29 protein-coding genes are annotated in these 18778 nt (G+C 72.8%); 23 read left to right on the top strand and 6 right to left on the bottom strand.

All coding sequences use genetic code 11. The annotated features are described in order from the left end of the window. Nucleotides 1-64 precede the first annotated feature (64 nt). Nucleotides 65-1393 carry an MFS transporter gene (locus BLU55_RS10865; protein WP_231916825.1) on the top strand — a complete coding sequence of 443 codons (1329 nt, stop codon included), beginning with the start codon at nt 65-67 and terminating at the stop codon, nt 1391-1393. Nucleotides 1394-1412: 19 nt separating this feature from the next. Here BLU55_RS10865 and BLU55_RS10860 read toward each other — a convergent pair whose 3' ends face one another. Further along, nucleotides 1413-2306 (bottom strand): RDD family protein, encoded by an 894-nt coding sequence (locus BLU55_RS10860; protein ID WP_091729470.1) that lies wholly within the window; start codon nt 2304-2306, stop codon nt 1413-1415. A gap of 34 nt (nt 2307-2340) precedes the next feature. On the opposite strand from BLU55_RS10860, the gene BLU55_RS10855 reads away from it, so the two are divergent. Next, on the top strand, nt 2341-3336 hold the full coding sequence (locus BLU55_RS10855; RefSeq protein WP_091729467.1) for a stage II sporulation protein M: 996 nt from the start codon (nt 2341-2343) through the stop codon (nt 3334-3336). 15 nt (nt 3337-3351) lie between these two features. Here the strand turns inward: BLU55_RS10855 and BLU55_RS10850 are convergent, their stop codons facing one another. The 5 genes from BLU55_RS10850 to BLU55_RS10830 are packed head-to-tail and all read right to left on the bottom strand — an operon-like array spanning nt 3352 to nt 8486. Then, nucleotides 3352-4656 (bottom strand): DUF58 domain-containing protein, encoded by a 1305-nt coding sequence (locus BLU55_RS10850; protein WP_091729466.1) that lies wholly within the window; start codon nt 4654-4656, stop codon nt 3352-3354. A 5-nt stretch (nt 4657-4661) separates the two neighbouring features. Further along, nucleotides 4662-5642, bottom strand: a complete 981-nt coding sequence (locus BLU55_RS10845; protein WP_091729464.1) for an AAA family ATPase — start codon at nt 5640-5642, stop codon at nt 4662-4664. Beyond that, nucleotides 5639-6829, bottom strand: coding sequence for a DUF4350 domain-containing protein (locus BLU55_RS10840; RefSeq protein WP_091729461.1), 1191 nt, complete (start codon nt 6827-6829; stop codon nt 5639-5641). Before BLU55_RS10840 ends, BLU55_RS10845 begins: the two co-directional genes overlap by 4 nt. Then, on the bottom strand, nt 6826-7488 hold the full coding sequence (locus tag BLU55_RS10835) for a DUF4129 domain-containing protein (protein ID WP_091729459.1): 663 nt from the start codon (nt 7486-7488) through the stop codon (nt 6826-6828). The genes BLU55_RS10840 and BLU55_RS10835 overlap by 4 nt, the downstream gene beginning before the upstream one ends. Then, nucleotides 7485-8486, bottom strand: coding sequence for a hypothetical protein (locus BLU55_RS10830; RefSeq protein ID WP_157682826.1), 1002 nt, complete (start codon nt 8484-8486; stop codon nt 7485-7487). Before BLU55_RS10830 ends, BLU55_RS10835 begins: the two co-directional genes overlap by 4 nt. A gap of 578 nt (nt 8487-9064) precedes the next feature. Here BLU55_RS10830 and rpsJ point away from each other — a divergent pair. From rpsJ to rplO, 21 genes are all read left to right on the top strand, one after another. Continuing rightward, entirely contained in the window at nt 9065-9373 is a 309-nt protein-coding gene (rpsJ, locus tag BLU55_RS10825) for a 30S ribosomal protein S10 (protein WP_008360994.1), read from the top strand. A gap of 10 nt (nt 9374-9383) precedes the next feature. Next, nucleotides 9384-10052 (top strand): 50S ribosomal protein L3, encoded by a 669-nt coding sequence (rplC, locus tag BLU55_RS10820; protein ID WP_091729452.1) that lies wholly within the window; start codon nt 9384-9386, stop codon nt 10050-10052. Then, nucleotides 10049-10735 carry a 50S ribosomal protein L4 gene (rplD, locus tag BLU55_RS10815; RefSeq protein WP_091729449.1) on the top strand — a complete coding sequence of 229 codons (687 nt, stop codon included), beginning with the start codon at nt 10049-10051 and terminating at the stop codon, nt 10733-10735. The genes rplC and rplD overlap by 4 nt, the downstream gene beginning before the upstream one ends. Next, on the top strand, nt 10732-11037 hold the full coding sequence (rplW, locus tag BLU55_RS10810; protein WP_091729448.1) for a 50S ribosomal protein L23: 306 nt from the start codon (nt 10732-10734) through the stop codon (nt 11035-11037). The genes rplD and rplW overlap by 4 nt, the downstream gene beginning before the upstream one ends. A gap of 29 nt (nt 11038-11066) precedes the next feature. After that, nucleotides 11067-11903 carry a 50S ribosomal protein L2 gene (gene rplB, locus BLU55_RS10805; protein WP_091729445.1) on the top strand — a complete coding sequence of 279 codons (837 nt, stop codon included), beginning with the start codon at nt 11067-11069 and terminating at the stop codon, nt 11901-11903. Nucleotides 11904-11919: 16 nt separating this feature from the next. Further along, nucleotides 11920-12201: a 30S ribosomal protein S19 gene (gene rpsS / locus BLU55_RS10800; protein WP_091729443.1), complete on the top strand. Its 282-nt coding sequence runs from the start codon at nt 11920-11922 to the stop codon at nt 12199-12201. 28 nt (nt 12202-12229) lie between these two features. Then, nucleotides 12230-12661, top strand: a complete 432-nt coding sequence (gene rplV, locus BLU55_RS10795) for a 50S ribosomal protein L22 (protein ID WP_091729440.1) — start codon at nt 12230-12232, stop codon at nt 12659-12661. Continuing rightward, nucleotides 12661-13497 (top strand): 30S ribosomal protein S3, encoded by an 837-nt coding sequence (gene rpsC / locus BLU55_RS10790; RefSeq protein WP_091729438.1) that lies wholly within the window; start codon nt 12661-12663, stop codon nt 13495-13497. The genes rplV and rpsC overlap by 1 nt, the downstream gene beginning before the upstream one ends. A gap of 2 nt (nt 13498-13499) precedes the next feature. Continuing rightward, on the top strand, nt 13500-13919 hold the full coding sequence (gene rplP / locus BLU55_RS10785) for a 50S ribosomal protein L16 (protein ID WP_091729435.1): 420 nt from the start codon (nt 13500-13502) through the stop codon (nt 13917-13919). Next, on the top strand, nt 13919-14152 hold the full coding sequence (gene rpmC, locus BLU55_RS10780; RefSeq protein ID WP_091729432.1) for a 50S ribosomal protein L29: 234 nt from the start codon (nt 13919-13921) through the stop codon (nt 14150-14152). The genes rplP and rpmC overlap by 1 nt, the downstream gene beginning before the upstream one ends. Next, nucleotides 14149-14427, top strand: coding sequence for a 30S ribosomal protein S17 (rpsQ, locus tag BLU55_RS10775; protein WP_091729429.1), 279 nt, complete (start codon nt 14149-14151; stop codon nt 14425-14427). Before rpmC ends, rpsQ begins: the two co-directional genes overlap by 4 nt. A gap of 10 nt (nt 14428-14437) precedes the next feature. After that, on the top strand, nt 14438-14806 hold the full coding sequence (rplN, locus tag BLU55_RS10770) for a 50S ribosomal protein L14 (protein ID WP_056536313.1): 369 nt from the start codon (nt 14438-14440) through the stop codon (nt 14804-14806). Between the two features lies 1 nt (nt 14807). After that, entirely contained in the window at nt 14808-15155 is a 348-nt protein-coding gene (gene rplX, locus BLU55_RS10765; protein WP_091729426.1) for a 50S ribosomal protein L24, read from the top strand. After that, a complete protein-coding gene (gene rplE, locus BLU55_RS10760) occupies nt 15155-15754 on the top strand; it encodes a 50S ribosomal protein L5 (RefSeq protein WP_172833900.1) in 600 nt (199 codons plus the stop codon). Before rplX ends, rplE begins: the two co-directional genes overlap by 1 nt. Before the next feature lies 1 nt (nt 15755). Further along, complete coding sequence (locus tag BLU55_RS10755; RefSeq protein WP_091729424.1) at nt 15756-15941, top strand: type Z 30S ribosomal protein S14; 186 nt, start codon at nt 15756-15758, stop codon at nt 15939-15941. Between the two features lie 112 nt (nt 15942-16053). Then, nucleotides 16054-16458, top strand: a complete 405-nt coding sequence (gene rpsH, locus BLU55_RS10750; RefSeq protein WP_091729421.1) for a 30S ribosomal protein S8 — start codon at nt 16054-16056, stop codon at nt 16456-16458. A 22-nt stretch (nt 16459-16480) separates the two neighbouring features. After that, the gene (gene rplF / locus BLU55_RS10745) at nt 16481-17020 is read left to right on the top strand and encodes a 50S ribosomal protein L6 (RefSeq protein ID WP_091729419.1); all 540 of its coding nucleotides are present in this window, start codon (nt 16481-16483) and stop codon (nt 17018-17020) included. Between the two features lie 2 nt (nt 17021-17022). Then, the gene (gene rplR, locus BLU55_RS10740; protein ID WP_091729416.1) at nt 17023-17406 is read left to right on the top strand and encodes a 50S ribosomal protein L18; all 384 of its coding nucleotides are present in this window, start codon (nt 17023-17025) and stop codon (nt 17404-17406) included. Between the two features lie 40 nt (nt 17407-17446). Beyond that, nucleotides 17447-18067 carry a 30S ribosomal protein S5 gene (rpsE, locus tag BLU55_RS10735; RefSeq protein ID WP_091729414.1) on the top strand — a complete coding sequence of 207 codons (621 nt, stop codon included), beginning with the start codon at nt 17447-17449 and terminating at the stop codon, nt 18065-18067. Next, complete coding sequence (gene rpmD / locus BLU55_RS10730) at nt 18067-18249, top strand: 50S ribosomal protein L30 (RefSeq protein WP_091729411.1); 183 nt, start codon at nt 18067-18069, stop codon at nt 18247-18249. The genes rpsE and rpmD overlap by 1 nt, the downstream gene beginning before the upstream one ends. Then, nucleotides 18249-18689, top strand: a complete 441-nt coding sequence (gene rplO / locus BLU55_RS10725) for a 50S ribosomal protein L15 (protein ID WP_091729408.1) — start codon at nt 18249-18251, stop codon at nt 18687-18689. The genes rpmD and rplO overlap by 1 nt, the downstream gene beginning before the upstream one ends. The last annotated feature ends 89 nt before the right edge of the window (nt 18690-18778 follow it).

Below are 18778 nucleotides of genomic sequence, written 5' to 3'. Positions count from 1 at the left end.
GACGCTAGGTCGGCCGCACGAGCCGGACAAGGGCCCCGGCTCGCCGGGTTCCTAGACTGCGTCGGTGACCACCGCGGCCCCGTCCCCGATGCCCACCCGGGCGCGCTCGTCGCGGGCGTGGTGGGTGGCGCTGGCGACGCTCGCCGCCCTGGTCGCGGCGGCCGGCTTCCGGTCCTCGACCGGGGCGCTGCTCGAGCCGTTGGAGGCGGAGTTCGGGTGGTCGCGCACCACCACCTCGGGGGCGGTCACCCTCAACCTCGTCGTCTACGGCCTCACCGCCCCGTTCGCCGCTGCGCTGATGGAGCGCTTCGGGCTGCGCCGGGTGGCCGCGCTGGGCCTGCTGCTGGTCTCGGTCGGCTCGGGCCTGACCCTCGTGATGACCGAGTCGTGGCAGCTGTGGCTGCTGTGGGGGCTGCCCGTCGGGGTCGGCACCGGCTCCATGGCCCTGGTGTTCGGGGCCGTCGTGGCCAACCGCTGGTTCGTCGGGCAGCGCGGTCTGGTGACCGGCCTGTTCTCGGCCGCCAGCTCGACCGGCCAGCTGGTGTTCCTGCCGGCCATCGCGCGGCTGGCCGACGGGCCCGGGTGGCGGTGGGCGGCCGGCCTGGTCGCGGTGGTCGCCCTGCTGCTCGTGCCGGTGGTGGCGCTGGTGATGCGCGACCGGCCGGCCGACGTGGGCCAGGTGCCCCACGGCGCCCCCGCGTCGTACGTCGAGCCGCCGGTGGACCGCAGCGGTCCCGGGCCGGCCCGCGTGGCGCTGGGGACGCTGCGCCAGGTCAGCCGGACGTGGACCTTCTGGGCGCTGTTCCTCACCTTCTGGATCTGCGGCTGGTCGACCAACGGACTGGTCGGCACCCACTTCATCCCGGCCGCCCACGACCACGGGATGCCGGCGACCACCTCGGCCTCGCTGCTGGCCCTGATCGGGGTCTTCGACATCGTCGGCACGGTCGCCTCGGGCTGGCTCACCGACCGCGTGGACCCGCGGCTGCTGCTGGTCGGCTACTACTTCCTGCGCGGGCTCTCGCTGCTCGTGGTGCCCTCGCTGCTCGGCCCGACGGTGGCGCCGAGCCTGTTCCTGTTCATCGTGTTCTACGGGCTCGACTGGGTCGCGACCGTGCCGCCGACGGTCGCGCTGTGCCGGATCCACTTCGGCACCGCCCGCTCCGGGGTCGTCTTCGGGTGGGTGTTCGCCGCGCACATGGTCGGCGCCGGCGTCGCCGCGTCGTACGCCGGGTGGGTGCGGCAGGCGACCGGCGACTACCAGGGGGCGTGGCTGACCGCCGGCGTGCTGTGCGTGGCCGCGGCGGCGATGTGCGCGCTGGTCCCGCGGGCCCGGGACGCGCGGCAGGAGACGACCCTGGACGAGGTCGCCCAGGAGAACGCCCAGATCTGAGGGGTGTCCCGGCCCGTGGTCAGGGCCGCCGGGCCGTCAGCCGGTGCCGCAGCTCGGCCTCGCGGCGCAGCCGGACCTCGTCGCGGGAGCGGCGCTCGGCGCTCACGGCGGCGAGGAACGCCTCGGGCGGCGTGCCGGGCGGTGGCGGCGGGGCCACGTGGCGGGCCACCTGCGCGGCGGTCCGCTCGGTCAGCGCGCGGCGGGCCTCGGGGTGCAGCGTCCCGCCCCGGGCCAGCACCCGGCGCACGGTGAGGGCGAGCCGGTCGGGCAGCGGGGCGATGTCGGCGCCGGCGGCCCAGGCCGCGAGCGGCGGGGGCATCGGCACCGGCCAGGGCAGCGAGAGCCGCACCCGGTCGCGCACCACGTAGGTGCCGGCGACCAGGTCGCCCAGGCGCTTGCCACGGGTGGTGACCAGGGCCGCGGCCAGCGCCGGCACCCCGACCAGCAGCCACAGCTCCACGACGCCCACGAGGTGGCGCACGAAGACGTGGTGGAAGGAGACCGGTCCGGCGTCGTCGCGGACCGTGCGCAGGCCGAGGGCCAGCTTGCCCAGGGTGCGGCCGCCGGTGAGCGTCTCCAGGACGGTGGGGGCCACGACCAGGGCGCCGACCACCGCCACCACGCCGTACGCCGCCGCCAGCGCCTCGCTGGTCGCCAGCAGCCCGGCGACGAACAGGCCCACGACCAGGACGACCACCTGGACCACCAGGTCGACCAGGCCGGAGACCACCCGCAGCCCCGCCGACGCCGGGGGCAGCTCGAGGGCGACCCCCTCGCCGGTGACGAGGCGGTCGAGGTCGGCCCAGGCAGCGTCGTGCCCGCCCGGGGTCGCGCCCCAGGAGGTCGTCGCGGCCGGTCCCGGGGCGGGGCCGGACCGCGGACGGGCCTCGGGGGAGGAGTCGCTCGGGCTCACCCCGCCAGCGTAGGGCGCGCCGTACGCTGGCGCCGTGGACCTCGACGCGTACGTGCGCCAGCACGGTCCCACCTGGGAGCGGCTGGACCGGCTCAGCCGGCGTCGCCCCCGCACCGGCCCCGAGGCCGACGCGCTGGTGGAGCTCCACCAGGAGGTCTCGACCCACCTGTCGGTGGTGCGGACGACGGTGCCCGACCCCGAGGTGGTCGCCTACCTCAGCGCCTTGCTCGCCCGCTCGCGCCACCGCGCCGCGGGCACCCGCACGACCGCGTGGAGCGGGGTCGCCGACTTCTTCGGACGGCGCTTCCCGGCCGCGCTGTACGCCACCCGCCGCTGGTGGCTGACCACGATGCTCCTCAGCTACGCCCTGACCGCGCTGATGACGTGGTGGCTGCTCGCGAACCCCCAGGTCGAGCAGGGCCTGCTCGACCCGGCCACCGTGCGCCGGCTGGTGGAGAGCGACTTCGAGGGCTACTACTCCGAGTCGGCCGCCGGCAGCTTCTCCGCGCAGGTGTGGACCAACAACGCCTGGGTCGCGGCGCTGTGCATCGCGCTGGGGGTGCTGGGGCTCCCGGTCCTGTGGCTGCTGCTGCAGAACCTGCTCAACCTGGCCCTGGTCGCGTCGCTGATGATCCGCTACGACCGCGCCGGGCTGTTCTTCGGGCTCATCACCCCGCACGGCCTGCTCGAGCTGACGGCCGTCTTCGTGGCCGCCGGCACGGGGCTGCGGCTGTGCTGGTCGTGGGTGGTGCCGGGCGACCGGCCGCGGGTGCAGTCGCTGGCGCGCGAGGGCCGCGCGGCCGGCGGCATCGCCCTCGGGCTGGTCGTGGTGCTGCTGGTCTCGGGGGTCATCGAGGGCTTCGTCACCCCCTCGCCCCTGCCGACCTGGGCCCGGGTCGCGATCGGGGTGGTGGCCGAGGTGGCCTTCCTGGCCTACGTCTGGGGGCCGGGGCGCCGGGCGGCCCGCGCGGGCCACACCGGCGACCTCGACGCCTCCCTGCTGGAGGACCGGGTCGCGACCGCCGGCTGAGCGACCTGCCCGCCCTCAGAGCAGGGCGCGGGCCTTGAGCTCCAGGTAGTGGTCGGTGAGCCGCACGGCGAGGTGGTCGGCGTCGACGTCGAGCACCTCGACGCCCATCCGCGCGAGCAGGCGGGAGGTGCGCGCCCGGCCCGACGAGGTCTGCTCGGCCGCGGCCGCGGCGTACGCCGAGGCCGCGTCACCGCGCTCCCGGGCCACGCGGTCGACCTCGGGGTCGCGGACCGAGGCGACCACGACGCGGTGCCGGGCCGTCAGGGCCCCGAGCACGGGCAGCAGCCCCGCCTCGAGGGCCGCCGGCTCCAGCGCGGTGAGCAGCACCACCAGCGACCGCTGCCTGGTCAGGGTGCCGACGGCCCCCACCAGGCGGCGCCAGTCGGTCTCGGCCAGCTCCGGGTCGAGTCGGGCCATCGCCTCCTGCGCCTCCGCGACCACGTCGCGCCCGCGGCGACCACCTGCCCCGCCGTCCACCCGGGCGCGCACCACGGCGTCGCCGGCGACGAGCGAGACGCGGTCGCCCGCCCGGGCCGCGACCGTGGCGAGCAGCAGGGCGGCGTCCATCGCGGCGTCGAGCCGGGGGGCGTCACCGACGCGCCCGGCCGAGGTGCGGCCGGTGTCGAGCACCAGCACCACCCGGCGGTCGCGCTCGGGCTGCCAGGTGCGCACCACGACCGACCGGGTCCGGGCGCTGGCACGCCAGTCGACGCTGCGGACGTCGTCGCCGCGCACGTAGTCGCGCAGCGAGTCGAACTCCGTGCCCTGCCCGCGCAACCGCACCGCGGCCAGGCCCTCGAGCTCGCGCAGCCGCGCCAGGCGGCTGGGCAGCGCCCGCACCGAGGGGAACGCCGGCAGCGCCCGCAGCGACCCGCCCGCCAGCAGCGACCGCTGCCGCGCGGCGAGCCGCAGCGGCCCCAGCAGCCGCAGCGTCACCCGGTCGGCGCGCAGGTCGCCACGGCGCACGGGGAGCAGGTCGGTGACCAGGGCGCTGCCGACACCGGGCCGCAGGTCGAGCCGGTGCCGGTTGCCGGCGGCGCCGGCCGAGGGCTGCCAGGCGTCGCGCAGCAGCCCGTGGGCCCGGCGGCGCCCGGTGACCACCACGTCGAGGGTCGTGGTCGTCGGCTCGCCGACCCGCACGCGGCCGACCGGGCGGCGCGCGACCTCGACGCGCCGGGGCGAGGGCGCCAGCGCCAGGTCCCCGCCGACGAGCAGTACCACGAGGCCGACCCAGGCCCAGGCCGTGGCGGCGCGCGGCACCAGCAGCAGCGGCAGCAGGCCGAGCAGCAGCAGCGCGGGCACCCGCCAGGTGAGGGCCACGGCGCTCAGCGGGGGACGGTCACGGAGGCGATGGCGGTGTCGAGCACCTGCGCGACCTCGACGCCGTCGAGCTCGGCCTCGGGCCGCAGCGCGAGCCGGTGCGCGAGCGTGGCGTGGGCCAGCGCCTTGACGTCGTCCGGCGTCACGAAGTCGCGACCGGTCAGCCAGGCCCACGCGCGGCTGGAGCGCAGCAGGGCCGTGGCGCCGCGCGGGCTGACGCCCAGCGCCAGCGACGGCGAGTCACGGGTCGCCCGCGCCAGGTCCACGACGTACGCCGCGACCTCGTCGGCGACGCGCACCTCGCCGACCGCCGCGATGCCGGCCGCGACGTGGCCCGGCCCGGCGACCGGCGTCACCCCGGCCCCGGCAACGTCGCGCGGGTCGAAGCCGTCGGCGTGGCGGCGCACGATGGCGACCTCGTCGTCGCGCTCGGGCAGCGGCAGCACCAGCTTGAGCAGGAAGCGGTCGAGCTGGGCCTCGGGGAGCGGGTAGGTGCCCTCGTGCTCGACGGGGTTCTGGGTCGCCGCCACCATGAAGGGCCGGGGGAGCGGGTGGGTCCGGCCGTCGACCGACACCTGGCCCTCCTCCATGGCCTCGAGCAGCGCCGACTGCGTCTTGGGCGGGGTGCGGTTGATCTCGTCGGCCAGCAGCAGGTGGGTGAAGACCGGGCCCTCGCGGAAGCGGAGCTCGTGGCGACCGTCCTCGATCACCATCGACCCGGTGAGGTCCCCGGGCATCAGGTCCGGCGTGAACTGCACGCGGGTGGTGTCGACGTCGAGCGCCGCCGCGAGGCTCCGCACGAGCAGCGTCTTGGCCACGCCGGGCACGCCCTCCATCAGCACGTGGCCACGGCTGAGCAGGGCGACCAGCAGGCCCGAGACCGCCGCCTCCTGGCCCACCACGGCCTTGGCCACCTCCGCGCGGACGGCCGCGATCGCCTCGCGGGCCTCGCCCGCGCTCGTCGTGCCCATCGGCTCCGTCGTCATGCTCGTCGCACCTCGTCCTCCAGGTCCTGCAGGCGCCGGCCGAGCTCGACCAGCTGGGAATCTCGGGCGGGTGGCGCAGGCGACAGCAACGCCTCCACCTCCCGGGGGTCGCGGCCGGTGCGCGCCGCGACGACGGCGGCCACCTGGGCGCGGGGGGCGTCGGCGGGCAGCCGCAGCCGGTCGACGAGCCGGTCGTGGGTCGCCCCGACCAGGACCTGCGCAGCGTGGCCGCGGTCCCCGGTGCGGTGGTAGAGCCGACCCCGGCTGTGCGTCGCCTCGGCCGCGCGCACCACGACCGGCAGCGGCTCGCGGACCAGCGGCCCGAGCCGGCGGCCGCCCACCAGCACCAGGGCGAGCACCGAGGCCGCCACCAGCCACAGGCCGGGGACCAGCCACGGGGGCAGCAGGTCGCCGAGCCGGACGCCGTCGGACACGTCGGTGTCGCCGGCGTCGGGGACGTACCAGACCACCCGGTCGCCCTGGCCGAGCAGCCGCAGCCCCAGGGCCGCCCCGTCGTCCTCCAGGACGTGACGGTTGGTGATCGAGGCCGGCGTGGCCAGGGCCCAGGTGGCGCCGCTGCGGACCAGCCCGGCCGCGCCCTCGCCGCCGGCGGCGGCGAAGCAGCGCGTGGTGGTCCCGGCGCCCTCGTCGACCAGCCCGGCGCCGCCGCGGGTCCGGACCACGAGGTCCTCGACCAGCGGCTCGGGGCACCCCGCCGGGCGGGTGGCGGGGGCCAGCGGGGCGGCGGTGAGGTCCTCCAGCGCCCCTCCGGCGAGCGTGGCGAGGACGTCGGCCGGGCCGGCGTACACGAGGGCGGCGGCGGGGGCGGCGTGCTCCTCCAGGCGCCGCACGGTGCTCTCGCCGAGCGCCTCGACGCCGGTGACGGCCACGACGGTGGCGGCGTCCACCCGCTCGTCCAGGAGCGCCTGCTGCCCGCGCACCACCACCACGTCGGTCCCGCGGTCCTCCAGCGTGCGGGCCAGTGCCCGGGCCCCGTCGGGTCCGGGATTGCGGGGGTCGAGGGGGGAGTCGACGGCGGCGTCGTCGCGTCCCAGCACCGACACGGCCAGGAGCACCGCGAGCAGGCCGAGCCCGACCAGCACCATCCGGCGGCGACCGCCGCCACCGCGCGCGGGTGCGGCCGACCGGGGCGACAGGGCGGCGGTCGTGCTCGGCGGCCCGCTCACCGCGGCACCGCCGGCCGCCGGGGCCCGCCCACCGCGTCCCGGGCGGGGGAGGAGCGCCGCACCTGCTCCTCGAGCGCCAGGGCGGCGTCGGCCGCGGCGCGGGTCGTGCCGCGCTCGCCGTAGCGGGTCCGGTCGAAGTCCTGGGCCACCGCGCCCAGCTCGCGGGCCAGGCCGGGGAACCGCTCCGCGGCCGCGCCGGTGGTCTCGGCCACGGTCACGCCCGCGCGCTCGGGCAGCAGGCCGCGCTCGGACAGCCCCGCCGACAGCGCGCGGACCGCCTCCAGGAGCGCCTCCTCGTGCCGGCCGGCCGACCGTGCGGCGCGCGCCGCCCGGCGGTGGTCCTCGCTGCCCAGGCGGCGGTCCTCGAACACCTCCGCCGACTCCCGCGGCGCCGCGGCCGAGCGACGGACCCGGGCCAGCACCAGCACCGCCACGGCCACCAGCCCGACGCCCACGACCACGGCCGCGACGCCGCCCAGGCCGCCGCCCGTGCCGGCGACGAGGTCGAGCAGCTCGCCGAGCCAGCGCTGCAGCCGCTGGAGCACCGACTCGCGGTACTCGGGTCGCGACAGCTCCCGCTCCAGCCACCGACGGGCGGTGCCGGGATCGGGGTCGAGCACGCTGGGGACGGCCCGCCACAGCGCGGTGGGAGGGCTCACCGGCGGTCGGTCGGAGTCGTCCCGCCCAGGCTCTCCTCGAGCAGGGTGATGTCGAGGCCCTCCTTGCGGAAGCGCTGGTCGACGTACTGCAGCGCGGTGATGCCGGCGGTGAACGGCCCGATCAGGCCGCCCGTCACGACGGTCGCCACGTTGGAGGTGAGCAGCAACCCGGCCAGGGACCAGCTGTCGGGGAGCAGGAAGACCGCGGCGATGCCCCCGACCGCGAACGGCACCGCGATCACCTGGCCGACGATGCCGGCGGCGAGCTGGGCCAGCAGGGCGATGCCGAACAGCCGCCAGAACTGACCGCGGGAGAGCTCGCGGGCCCGGGCGAGCGACCGGCGCACGCCGATGTCCTCCAGGACGAGGGCGGGGGCCGCGAGCAGCACGAGCCGGACCCAGCCCCACACCAGCACCACCACGCCCGCGACCCCGAGGAGCAGGGCGAGGCCGACGGCCAGGGCCCGGCTGCCCGCGGCGAGGCCGATGCCCGCGCCGACGCCCACGGGCAGCACCACCACCGCCACCGAGGCGAGGCCGGTGACCAGGGCGAGCCCGACCAGCGCGGGCAGCCGGCGGCGGGTCCGGGCCCAGGCCTCGCCCGGGCGCATCGGTCGTCCCACGACCGCGGCCCCGGCGACCCGCACGATGAGGCCGACGATGACGATCGTGGCCAGCGCGTTGAAGACCGAGCTCAGCAGCGACGCCACGAAGACCGACACGTCCGAGAGCGACACCGCCGCCGACGACTCGCCGGCCTGGAGGTCGAAGCCGGAGACCAGGTCGCCCGCCCCGACGACCACCGCGCCGGCGATCGGCACGAGCATGAAGGCCAGGGTCACGAGCAGCGCCATGCCGACGGTGGCCGCTCCGTTGCGCCGGATGGTCTCCAGGGCGCCGCCGAAGATGTCGCCCAGGGTCAGCGGGCGCAGCGGCACCACGCCCGGTCGGGCCGTGGGCGGCGTCCAGGGGTGCTGCCAGTGGGGGGCCTCGGGCACCGGTGACGCCCCGGCGGGGGACCCCGGAGGGGGGAGCGGAGGGCGACCCGGCGACGGCGGAGGCGGGCCGGGCGGGCCCGGAGGCACCTGGTGCGCCCCGTCGTGGGGGAGGTCCTGCGACATCGTGCTCCCGTGGGCCCCGAGTGGCCGAGGACGGCATCGCGACCCCGACGACCCGCGGTCACGGGTCCAGCACCCATCCTGCCAGGCGGGGGCCGGTCGCGGAGCCGGAGCCGATTTGGCGCCACGGCGGGGTCTCTGTCAAGATAGTGCGGTTGCTCCGGCGGGATCGCCGGGGCGCGGACATTGACTACTGAACAGGTTCTCCTGCGCCACCCTCACCGTGGCGAGCAGTGGTCGTGCGTCCGTGCCGCACCAGGAGATCCCGTTCAGCCCGGCCCCCCGGGCGTCATCCCAGCTCGACCAGCACTGCAGCGGGCATGCCCGCGCGCCTGAGAAGCCGCGCGACACGCCCGACCGCGGGGGTCGGGGACGGGGTGGGAAGCAGGGCGGACCTCCTCACCGAGGGGAGGGTCCGAGACCAGTCGTAGCGACTACGAAGCGAAGGACGTTGTTTGATGGCGGGACAGAAGATCCGCATCAGGCTCAAGGCCTATGACCACGAGGTGATCGACACCTCGGCGCGGAAGATCGTTGACACCGTGACTCGCACGGGTGCCAAGGTGGCCGGCCCGGTGCCGCTGCCCACGGAGAAGAACGTCTACTGCGTCATCCGCTCGCCCCACAAGTACAAGGACTCCCGCGAGCACTTCGAGATGCGCACCCACAAGCGCCTCATCGACATCATTGACCCCACGCCGAAGACGGTCGACTCGCTCATGCGTCTCGACCTGCCTGCCGGCGTCGACATCGAGATCAAGCTCTGAGGTCGTCGACATGAGCACTTTCGAACGAAACATCAAGGGCCTCCTGGGCACCAAGCTGGGCATGACCCAGGCGTGGGACGAGAACAACCGTCTCGTCCCCCTCACCGTCGTGGCGGCCGGCACCAACGTGGTGACCCAGGTCCGCACCCCCGAGACGGACGGCTACAACGCCATCCAGATCGGCTTCGGCGAGATCGAGGGCCGCAAGGTCACCAAGCCTGCGGCCGGTCACTTCGGCAAGGCCGGCGTCACGCCGCGCCGCCACGTGACGGAGATCCGCACGAGCGACGCCGCCACCTACCAGGTCGGCCAGGAGCTCAGCCCCGAGCTGTTCGCCGCCGGCCAGGAGGTCGACGTGACGGGCACCAGCAAGGGCAAGGGCTTCGCCGGAACCATGAAGCGTCACGGCTTCCACGGCGTCGGTGCCTCCCACGGTGCCCACCGCAACCACCGCAAGCCCGGCTCGATCGGCGCCTGCGCCACCCCGGGCCGTGTCTTCCGTGGCACCCGGATGTCGGGCCGCATGGGCACCGACACCGTCACCACGCAGAACGTCACTGTCCACGCGGTCGACGTCGAGAAGGGCCTGATCCTGCTCAAGGGTGCCGTCCCCGGCGCCAAGGGCGGGCTCGTCATGATCCGCTCGGCCGCCAAGAAGATCGAGGAGGCCGGAGCATGAGCGCCAGCACCGTCGAGGTCGATCTCCCCGCCGAGATCTTCGACGTCGAGACCAACGTCGCGCTGATCCACCAGGTCGTGGTGGCCCAGCAGGCCGCGGCTCGCCAGGGCACGCACGCCACCAAGACCCGCGGCGAGGTCCGCGGCGGTGGCCGCAAGCCCTACAAGCAGAAGGGCACCGGCCGCGCCCGCCAGGGCTCGACCCGCGCACCGCAGTTCGTCGGCGGTGGCACCGTCCACGGCCCGCAGCCGCGTGACTACAGCCAGCGCACCCCCAAGAAGATGAAGGCCGCTGCCCTGCGTGGCGCCCTCTCCGACCGGGCCCGCGCCGGCCGCATCCACGTGATCGGCCAGCTGGTCGAGGGTGACAAGCCCGCGACCAAGCTCGCCGTCAAGGCCCTGGCCGAGCTGTCCGGCAACCGCCGCCAGCTCGTCGTGCTGGAGCGCGACGACGCGATCACGTGGCTCTCGCTGCGCAACGTGCCGTCCGTGCACCTGCTCGCGGTCGACCAGCTCAACACCTACGACGTCCTGATCGCCGACGACGTGGTCTTCTCCAAGGGCGCCTTCGACGCGTTCGTGAGCAGCGCCTCTGCTGCCAGGGAGCGCAAGGCGACCGTGGTCGAGGCCCCCGCGCACGACGAGCAGACCGCCGCGACGACCGACGAGGAGGCCTCCAAGTGAGCACCCTGCACAAGGACCACCGCGACGTGCTCGTCGCGCCCGTGGTGAGCGAGAAGAGCTACAGCCTGCTCGACGCCAACAAGTACACCTTCCTGGTGCGCCCCGACGCCAACAAGACGGAGATCAAGGTCGCCGTCGAGAAGATCTTCGACGTCAAGGTCACCTCGGTGAACACGCTGAACCGTCCGGGCAAGACCCGCCGGACCCGCAACGGGCTGGGCAAGCGCAAGGACACCAAGCGCGCCATCGTCAGCCTGGCCGAGGGTCACCGGATCGACATCTTCACCGGCCCGGTCGGCTGACCGGGTCCACGAGGAGCTGAGGAACTCACATGGCTATCCGCAAGTACAAGCCGACCACCCCGGGCCGTCGTGGCTCGTCGGTCGCTGACTTCGTCGAGATCACGCGCACCACGCCCGAGAAGTCCCTGACCAAGCCGCTGCCCAAGAAGGGCGGTCGCAACAACCAGGGTCGGATCACCACGCGTCACCAGGGTGGCGGTCACAAGCGCGCCTACCGCATCGTCGACTTCCGTCGCTACGACAAGGACGGCGTGCCGGCGAAGGTCGCCCACATCGAGTACGACCCCAACCGCACCGCGCGCCTCGCGCTGCTGCACTACGCCGACGGCGAGAAGCGCTACATCATCGCGCCGCTCGGCATCGGGCAGGGCACCGCGCTGGAGTCCGGCGTCGGCGCCGACATCAAGCCCGGCAACAACCTGCCGCTGCGCAACATCCCCGTCGGCACGACGATCCACGCCGTGGAGCTGCGTCCCGGTGGCGGGGCCAAGATCGCCCGGTCCGCCGGCATCAGCGCCCAGCTCGTCGCCAAGGAGGGTTCCCGCGCCCAGCTGCGGATGCCCTCCGGCGAGATGCGCTACGTCGACGTCCGCTGCCGCGCCACGATCGGCGAGGTCGGCAACGCCGAGCAGTCCAACATCAACTGGGGCAAGGCCGGCCGGATGCGCTGGAAGGGCCGCCGCCCGACCGTCCGCGGTGTCGTCATGAACCCCGTCGACCACCCGCACGGTGGCGGCGAGGGCAAGACCTCCGGTGGTCGCCACCCGGTCTCGCCCTGGGGCAAGCCCGAGGGCCGCACGCGCAAGCGCAAGGCCAGCGATGCCCTCATCGTCCGTCGCCGTCGCACCGGCAAGAACAAGCGCTGAGTAGGGAAGCAAACAGATGCCTCGCAGCCTGAAGAAGGGCCCCTTCGTCGACGACCACCTCATGAAGAAGGTGGACACGCAGAACGACGCCGGGACCCACACCGTGATCAAGACGTGGTCGCGTCGCTCGATGATCGTGCCGGCCATGATCGGCCACACGCTCGCCGTGCACGACGGACGCAAGCACGTCCCGGTCTTCGTGACCGACTCGATGGTGGGACACAAGCTCGGCGAGTTCGCGCCGACCCGCACCTACCGGGGCCACGTCAAGGACGACCGGAAGAGCCGTCGCCGCTGATCGCGGCGACCAAGGAGAGATGACAGCAATGAGCGTAGGAGAGCGTAGGCGCAGCAGCGCCCGCCGTGACTCGCTGCTCGGTGACAACCCGGGCGCATTCGCCAGCGCGCGCTTCGTCCGGATCACCCCGATGAAGGCGCGGCGCGTCGTGGACATGGTCCGCGGCCTGCCGGTCGACGACGCCCTGGCCCTGCTGCAGTTCGCGCCGCAGGCAGCCAGCGAGACGGTCTACAAGGTGCTCGAGTCGGCGGTGGCCAACGCCACCACGACCGAGGACCTCGACCGCGGTGGGCTCGTCGTCAGCAAGGCGATGGTCGACGAGGGTCCGACGATGAAGCGGTGGCGGCCGCGTGCGCAGGGCCGGGCTACCCGGATCAACAAGCGCACCAGCCACATCACGCTCGTCGTGGAGCCCCGCGTCGAGACCACCAGCACCGCCAAGAAGGGACGGAAGGCCTGATGGGTCAGAAGATCAACCCGAACGGGTTCCGCCTCGGCATCTCCACCGACCACAAGAGCCGGTGGTACGCCGACAAGCTCTACAAGTCCTACGTCGGCGAGGACGTCGCCATCCGGCGCCTGCTGTCGAAGGGCATGGAGCGTGCCGGCATCTCCAAGGTCGAGATCGAGCGCACCCGTGACCGGGTCCGCGTCGACATCCACACCGCCCGTCCCGGCATCGTCATCGGTCGCCGCGGCGCCGAGGCCGACCGCCTGCGCGGCGAGCTCGAGAAGCTCACCGGCAAGCAGGTGCAGCTGAACATCCTCGAGGTCAAGAGCCCCGAGGTGGACGCCCAGCTGGTCGCCCAGGGCGTGGCCGAGCAGCTCGCCGGCCGCGTGCAGTTCCGCCGTGCGATGAAGAAGGCGATGCAGACCGCCATGCGCTCCGGCGCCAAGGGCATCCGCATCCAGTGCTCGGGCCGCCTCAACGGCGCCGAGATGTCGCGCTCGGAGTTCTACCGCGAGGGCCGCGTGCCCCTGCACACCCTGCGCGCCGACATCGACTACGGCTTCTACGAGGCCAAGACCACCTTCGGCCGCATCGGCGTGAAGGTCTGGATCTACAAGGGCGAGGTCGCCGGCACCCGTGCCGAGCGCGAGGCCCAGGCCGCCGCCCGCGCCGGTGCCCCCGGCCGCGGCCGCGGTGCCGCCGGTGCGCGGGGCGACCGCCCCACGCGCGGCACCCGCAGCGACCGTCCGACGCGCAGCGACCGCACCGAGGCCCCGGCCGAGGCGACCGCTGCCCCGGCCGAGGCGACCGCCTCGACCGGCACCACCACCACTGGGGAGGCCTGACCATGTTGATGCCCCGCAGGGTCAAGCACCGCAAGCAGCACCACCCCAAGCGGACGGGTGCGGCCAAGGGCGGCACGAAGCTCACCTTCGGTGACTTCGGCATCCAGGCGGTCGAGGCCCACTACGTGACGAACCGACAGATCGAGTCGGCTCGTATCGCCATGACCCGCCACATCAAGCGAGGCGGAAAGGTCTGGATCAACATCTACCCGGACCGCCCGCTGACCAAGAAGCCCGCCGAGACCCGCATGGGCTCGGGCAAGGGCTCGCCCGAGTGGTGGGTGGCGAACGTCAAGCCCGGCCGCGTCATGTTCGAACTGTCCGGTGTTCCTGAGGACGTCGCTCGCGAGGCCATGCGCCGCGCGATCCACAAGCTCCCCATGAAGTGCCGGTTCATCAGCCGTGAAGCAGGTGATTTCTGATGGCGACCGCACACGATCTCGACGACCTGAACGCCGTCGACCTCGAGGGCAAGTTGCGCGAGGCCAAGGAGGAGCTGTTCAACCTCCGGTTCCAGGCCGCGACGGGTCAGCTCGAGAGCAACGGCCGCCTCAAGGCGGTCAAGAAGGACATCGCCCGGATCTACACCGTGGTGCGCGAGCGCGAGCTCGGCATCCGGACCGCTCCGGCGTCGGACAAGGATGGTGCTGCATGAGCAACGACGTGACCCCTGCGGGGGAGCGCACGGCGCGCAAGGTCCGCGAGGGCCTGGTCGTCAGCGACAAGATGGAGAAGACGGTGGTCGTCTCCGTGGAGGACCGCGTCAAGCACGCGCTCTACGGCAAGGTCCTGCGTCGCTCGACCAAGCTCAAGGCGCACGACGAGGCCAACTCGTGTGGCGTCGGTGACCGCGTGCTGATCATGGAGACCCGCCCGCTCAGCGCCACCAAGCGCTGGCGCGTCGTGGAGATCCTCGAGAAGGCGAAGTAGGAGACAACCCATGATCCAGCAGGAGTCGCGACTCAAGGTCGCCGACAACACCGGTGCCAAGCAGATCCTGTGCATCCGCGTGCTCGGTGGCTCCGGTCGGCGCTACGCCGGCATCGGCGACGTCATCGTCGCCACCGTCAAGGACGCGATCCCGGGCGGCAACGTCAAGAAGGGCGACGTCGTCAAGGCCGTCATCGTGCGCACCGTCAAGGAGCGCCGCCGTCCCGACGGTTCCTACATCCGCTTCGACGAGAACGCCGCGGTGATCCTCAAGGCCGACGGCGAGCCGCGCGGCACGCGCATCTTCGGCCCCGTGGGCCGCGAGCTGCGCGACAAGCGGTTCATGAGGATCGTCTCGCTGGCACCGGAGGTGCTCTGAGATGAGCGTCAAGATCAAGAAGGGCGACACCGTCAAGGTGATCGCCGGCAAGGACAAGGGCGCCGAGGGCAAGGTCATCGAGGTGCTGCGCGAGCAGGACCGCGTGGTCGTCGAGGGCGTCAACCGAGTCAAGAAGCACACCAAGGCCGTGCAGGGCAGCGGCGCTGCCGGCGGCATCATCACCGCCGAGGCCCCCATCCACGTGTCCAACGTGATGCTGGTCGAGGGTGACGGCGTGACCCGGATCGGCAGCAAGCGCGTGGACGCCGAGAAGCGACGCTCGGACGGCTCGACGTACGCCGTGCAGCGCAGCGTCCGCATCTCCCGCAAGTCCGGAGACGAGATCTGATGAGTGAGTCGATGACCGAGATCAACCAGGACCAGACGGCCGAGAAGGCCGCCGGTCCGCGCATGAAGGCGCGCTACCGCGAGGAGATCCTCCCCGCGATGCGCGAGCAGTTCGGCTACGCCAACGTCATGCAGGTGCCCGGCCTGACCAAGATCGTGGTCAACATGGGTGTCGGCGAGGCCGCGCGTGACTCGAAGCTGATCGAGGGCGCCGTGCGCGACCTCACCGCCATCACCGGCCAGAAGCCGCAGGTCACCAAGGCCCGCAAGTCCATCGCCCAGTTCAAGCTGCGCGAGGGCATGCCGATCGGCGCCCACGTGACGCTGCGCGGCGACCGGATGTGGGAGTTCCTCGACCGCCTGCTGGCGCTCGCGCTGCCCCGCATCCGCGACTTCCGCGGTCTCTCCGACCAGCACTTCGACGGTCGTGGCAACTACACCTTCGGTCTGACCGAGCAGGTCATGTTCCACGAGATCGACCAGGACAAGATCGACCGGTCCCGCGGCATGGACATCACCGTCGTCACCACCGCGACCAACGACGACGAGGGTCGCGCGCTGCTGAAGAAGCTCGGCTTCCCGTTCAAGGAAGGCAACTGACATGGCGAAGACTGGACTGAAGGTCAAGGCCGCACGCAAGCCCAAGTTCGCGGTGCGCGGCTACACGCGCTGCCAGCGCTGCGGCCGCCCCAAGGCCGTCTACCGCAAGTTCGGCCTGTGCCGGATCTGCCTGCGCGAGATGGCGCACCGGGGCGAGCTGCCCGGCGTCACCAAGAGCTCCTGGTAACCCGGGGCGGGCCACCTGGCCCGTCCCGACCTGACAAGCACCACACGACGATCGCTCCAGGTCGCGCTGAGGTACAGCGCGAAACCGGGGTGGAGAAAGGGCCGACCAGGCCATGACGATGACCGACCCGATCGCAGACATGCTCACCCGTCTGCGCAACGCCAACCAGGCGTACCACGACTCCGTCACGATGCCCTACAGCAAGCTGAAGCAGGGCGTCGCGGAGATCCTCAAGCAGGAGGGCTACATCACCTCCTTCGAGGTCTCCGACGACGAGGGCGTCGTGGGCAAGACCCTCGAGATCCAGATGAAGTACGGCCGCAGCCGTGAGCGCTCGATCGCCGGCGTCCGCCGCATCAGCAAGCCCGGCCTGCGCGTCTACGCCAAGAGCACCGCGCTGCCCAAGGTCCTCGGTGGCCTCGGCGTCGCGATCATCTCGACGAGCCAGGGCCTGCTGACCGACCGTCAGGCCAACAGCAAGGGCGTGGGTGGGGAAGTCCTCGCCTACGTCTGGTGACCAGGAAGCTGAGGTAGAAGCAATGTCGCGAATCGGCAAGCTGCCCGTCCCGGTCCCGTCCGGGGTCGACGTGCAGGTCCAGTCCAACCTGGTGACGGTCAAGGGCCCCAAGGGCACCCTGAGCCACTCCGTCGCCACCCCCATCACCGTGGAGCAGGTCGACGGCACCCTCGAGGTCAAGCGCCCCGACGACCACCGGACCAACCGTGCGCTGCACGGGCTGACCCGGACCCTGATCCACAACATGGTCGTCGGCGTCACCGACGGCTACGAGAAGAAGCTCGAGATCGTCGGCGTGGGCTACCGCGTGCTCTCCAAGGGCCCGACGCAGCTGGAGTTCCAGCTCGGCTACTCGCACTCGATCACGTTCAACGCGCCCGAGGGCATCACGTTCACCGTCGAGGCGCCCACCCGCCTCGGCGTCCAGGGCATCGACAAGCAGCTCGTCGGCGAGGTCGCTGCCAACATCCGCAAGCTGCGCAAGCCGGAGCCCTACAAGGGCAAGGGCGTGCGGTACGCAGGCGAGCAGATCCGTCGCAAGGTCGGAAAGGCTGGTAAGTGACGATGGCTATCTCACTCAAGACTGGCAAGCACTCCTCGGCTCGGCTGAGGTCGCGCACGCGTCGTCAGATCCGTGGTCGCAAGAAGGTGCACGGCACCGCCGAGCGTCCCCGCCTGGTGGTGACGCGCTCCTCGAAGCACATCACCGTCCAGGTGGTCGACGACCTCGTCGGCAAGACGCTCGCCTACGCCTCCACGATGGAGGCCGACGTGCGCTCCTCCGAGGGCGACAAGACGGCCAAGGCCCGTCAGGTCGGTGCGCTCGTCGCCGAGCGCGCCACCTCCGCCGGTGTCCAGGGCGTGGTCTTCGACCGCGCCGGCAACAAGTACCACGGTCGCGTCGCGGCCCTCGCGGACGGCGCCCGCGAGGGTGGCCTGGCCTTCTGATGGCGACCGGTGCAGACATGACATTCAAGGGAGTTAACTCATGAGCGGATCCCAGCAGCGCGGACAGCGCGCCGGTGGCGGCCGCGGTGGCCGTGACGGTGGTCGCGGTGGCCAGCAGGAGAAGAGCCAGTACATCGAGCGCGTCGTCGCGATCAACCGCGTCGCCAAGGTCGTCAAGGGTGGTCGTCGCTTCAGCTTCACCGCCCTGGTGATCGTCGGTGACGGCGACGGCATGGTCGGCGTCGGCTACGGCAAGGCCAAGGAGGTGCCTGCGGCGATCGCCAAGGGCGTCGAGGAGGCGAAGAAGAACTTCTTCCGCGTCCCCCGCATCCAGGGCACCATCCCGCACCCCGTCACGGGCGAGAAGGCGGCCGGCGTGGTGTTCCTGCGCCCCGCCGCCCCCGGTACCGGTGTGATCGCCGGTGGTCCGGTCCGTGCGGTGCTGGAGTGCGCCGGCGTGCACGACATCCTCAGCAAGTCGCTCGGCTCCTCCAACCAGATCAACATCGTGCACGCCACGGTGGAGGCGCTGCGCTCCCTCGAGGAGCCGGAGGCCGTGGCCGCGCGTCGCGGCCTGCGCGTCGAGGACGTGGCCCCGGCCGCGCTGCTGCGCGCCAAGGCCGAGGTGCCCGAGGGCGTCAGCCAGGAGGTGGCTTCCTGATGGCTCGCCTGAAGATCAAGCAGGAGAAGTCCACCATCGGCCGCAAGAAGAACCAGCGCGACACCGTGCGCTCGCTGGGTCTCAAGCGGATCGGTGACGTGGTCGTCAAGGAGGACCGCCCCGAGGTCCGGGGCATGGTCCACACCGTCCGTCACATGGTGACGGTCGAGGAGGTTGACTGATGACGCTCAAGCTGCACCACCTGCGTCCCGCCCCCGGGGCCAAGACCGCCAAGACCCGCGTGGGTCGCGGTGAGGCCTCCAAGGGCAAGACCGCCGGTCGCGGAACCAAGGGCACCAAGGCCCGCTACCAGGTCTCGGCCGCCTTCGAGGGTGGACAGATGCCGCTGCACATGCGGCTGCCGAAGCTCAAGGGCTTCAAGAACCCCTTCAAGGTCGAGTTCCAGGTCGTCAACCTCGACCGCATCGACCAGCTCTTCCCCGAGGGCGGCACCATCACGGTGGCCGACCTCGTCGCACGGGGTGCCGTCCGCAAGGGCGCTCCCGTCAAGGTGCTGGGCCAGGGGGAGATCTCGGTCGCCGTGCAGGTCACGGCCGACAAGTTCTCCGCCTCCGCCAAGGAGAAGATCGCGGCAGCCGGTGGCTCCGTGACCGAGCTCTGACCCGCAGCAGCTCCTCGCCGCAGGGCAGGACGTTCCCCACGGCTCCGGCCGGTGGGGGAGCGTCCTGCCCTGTTAGGCTTCCACGGATC

Origin of the sequence: Nocardioides scoriae, from assembly GCF_900104965.1 — a bacterium.
GTDB lineage: Bacteria > Actinomycetota > Actinomycetes > Propionibacteriales > Nocardioidaceae > Marmoricola > Marmoricola scoriae.
This window is presented reverse-complemented; position numbering and strand designations above follow the sequence as displayed.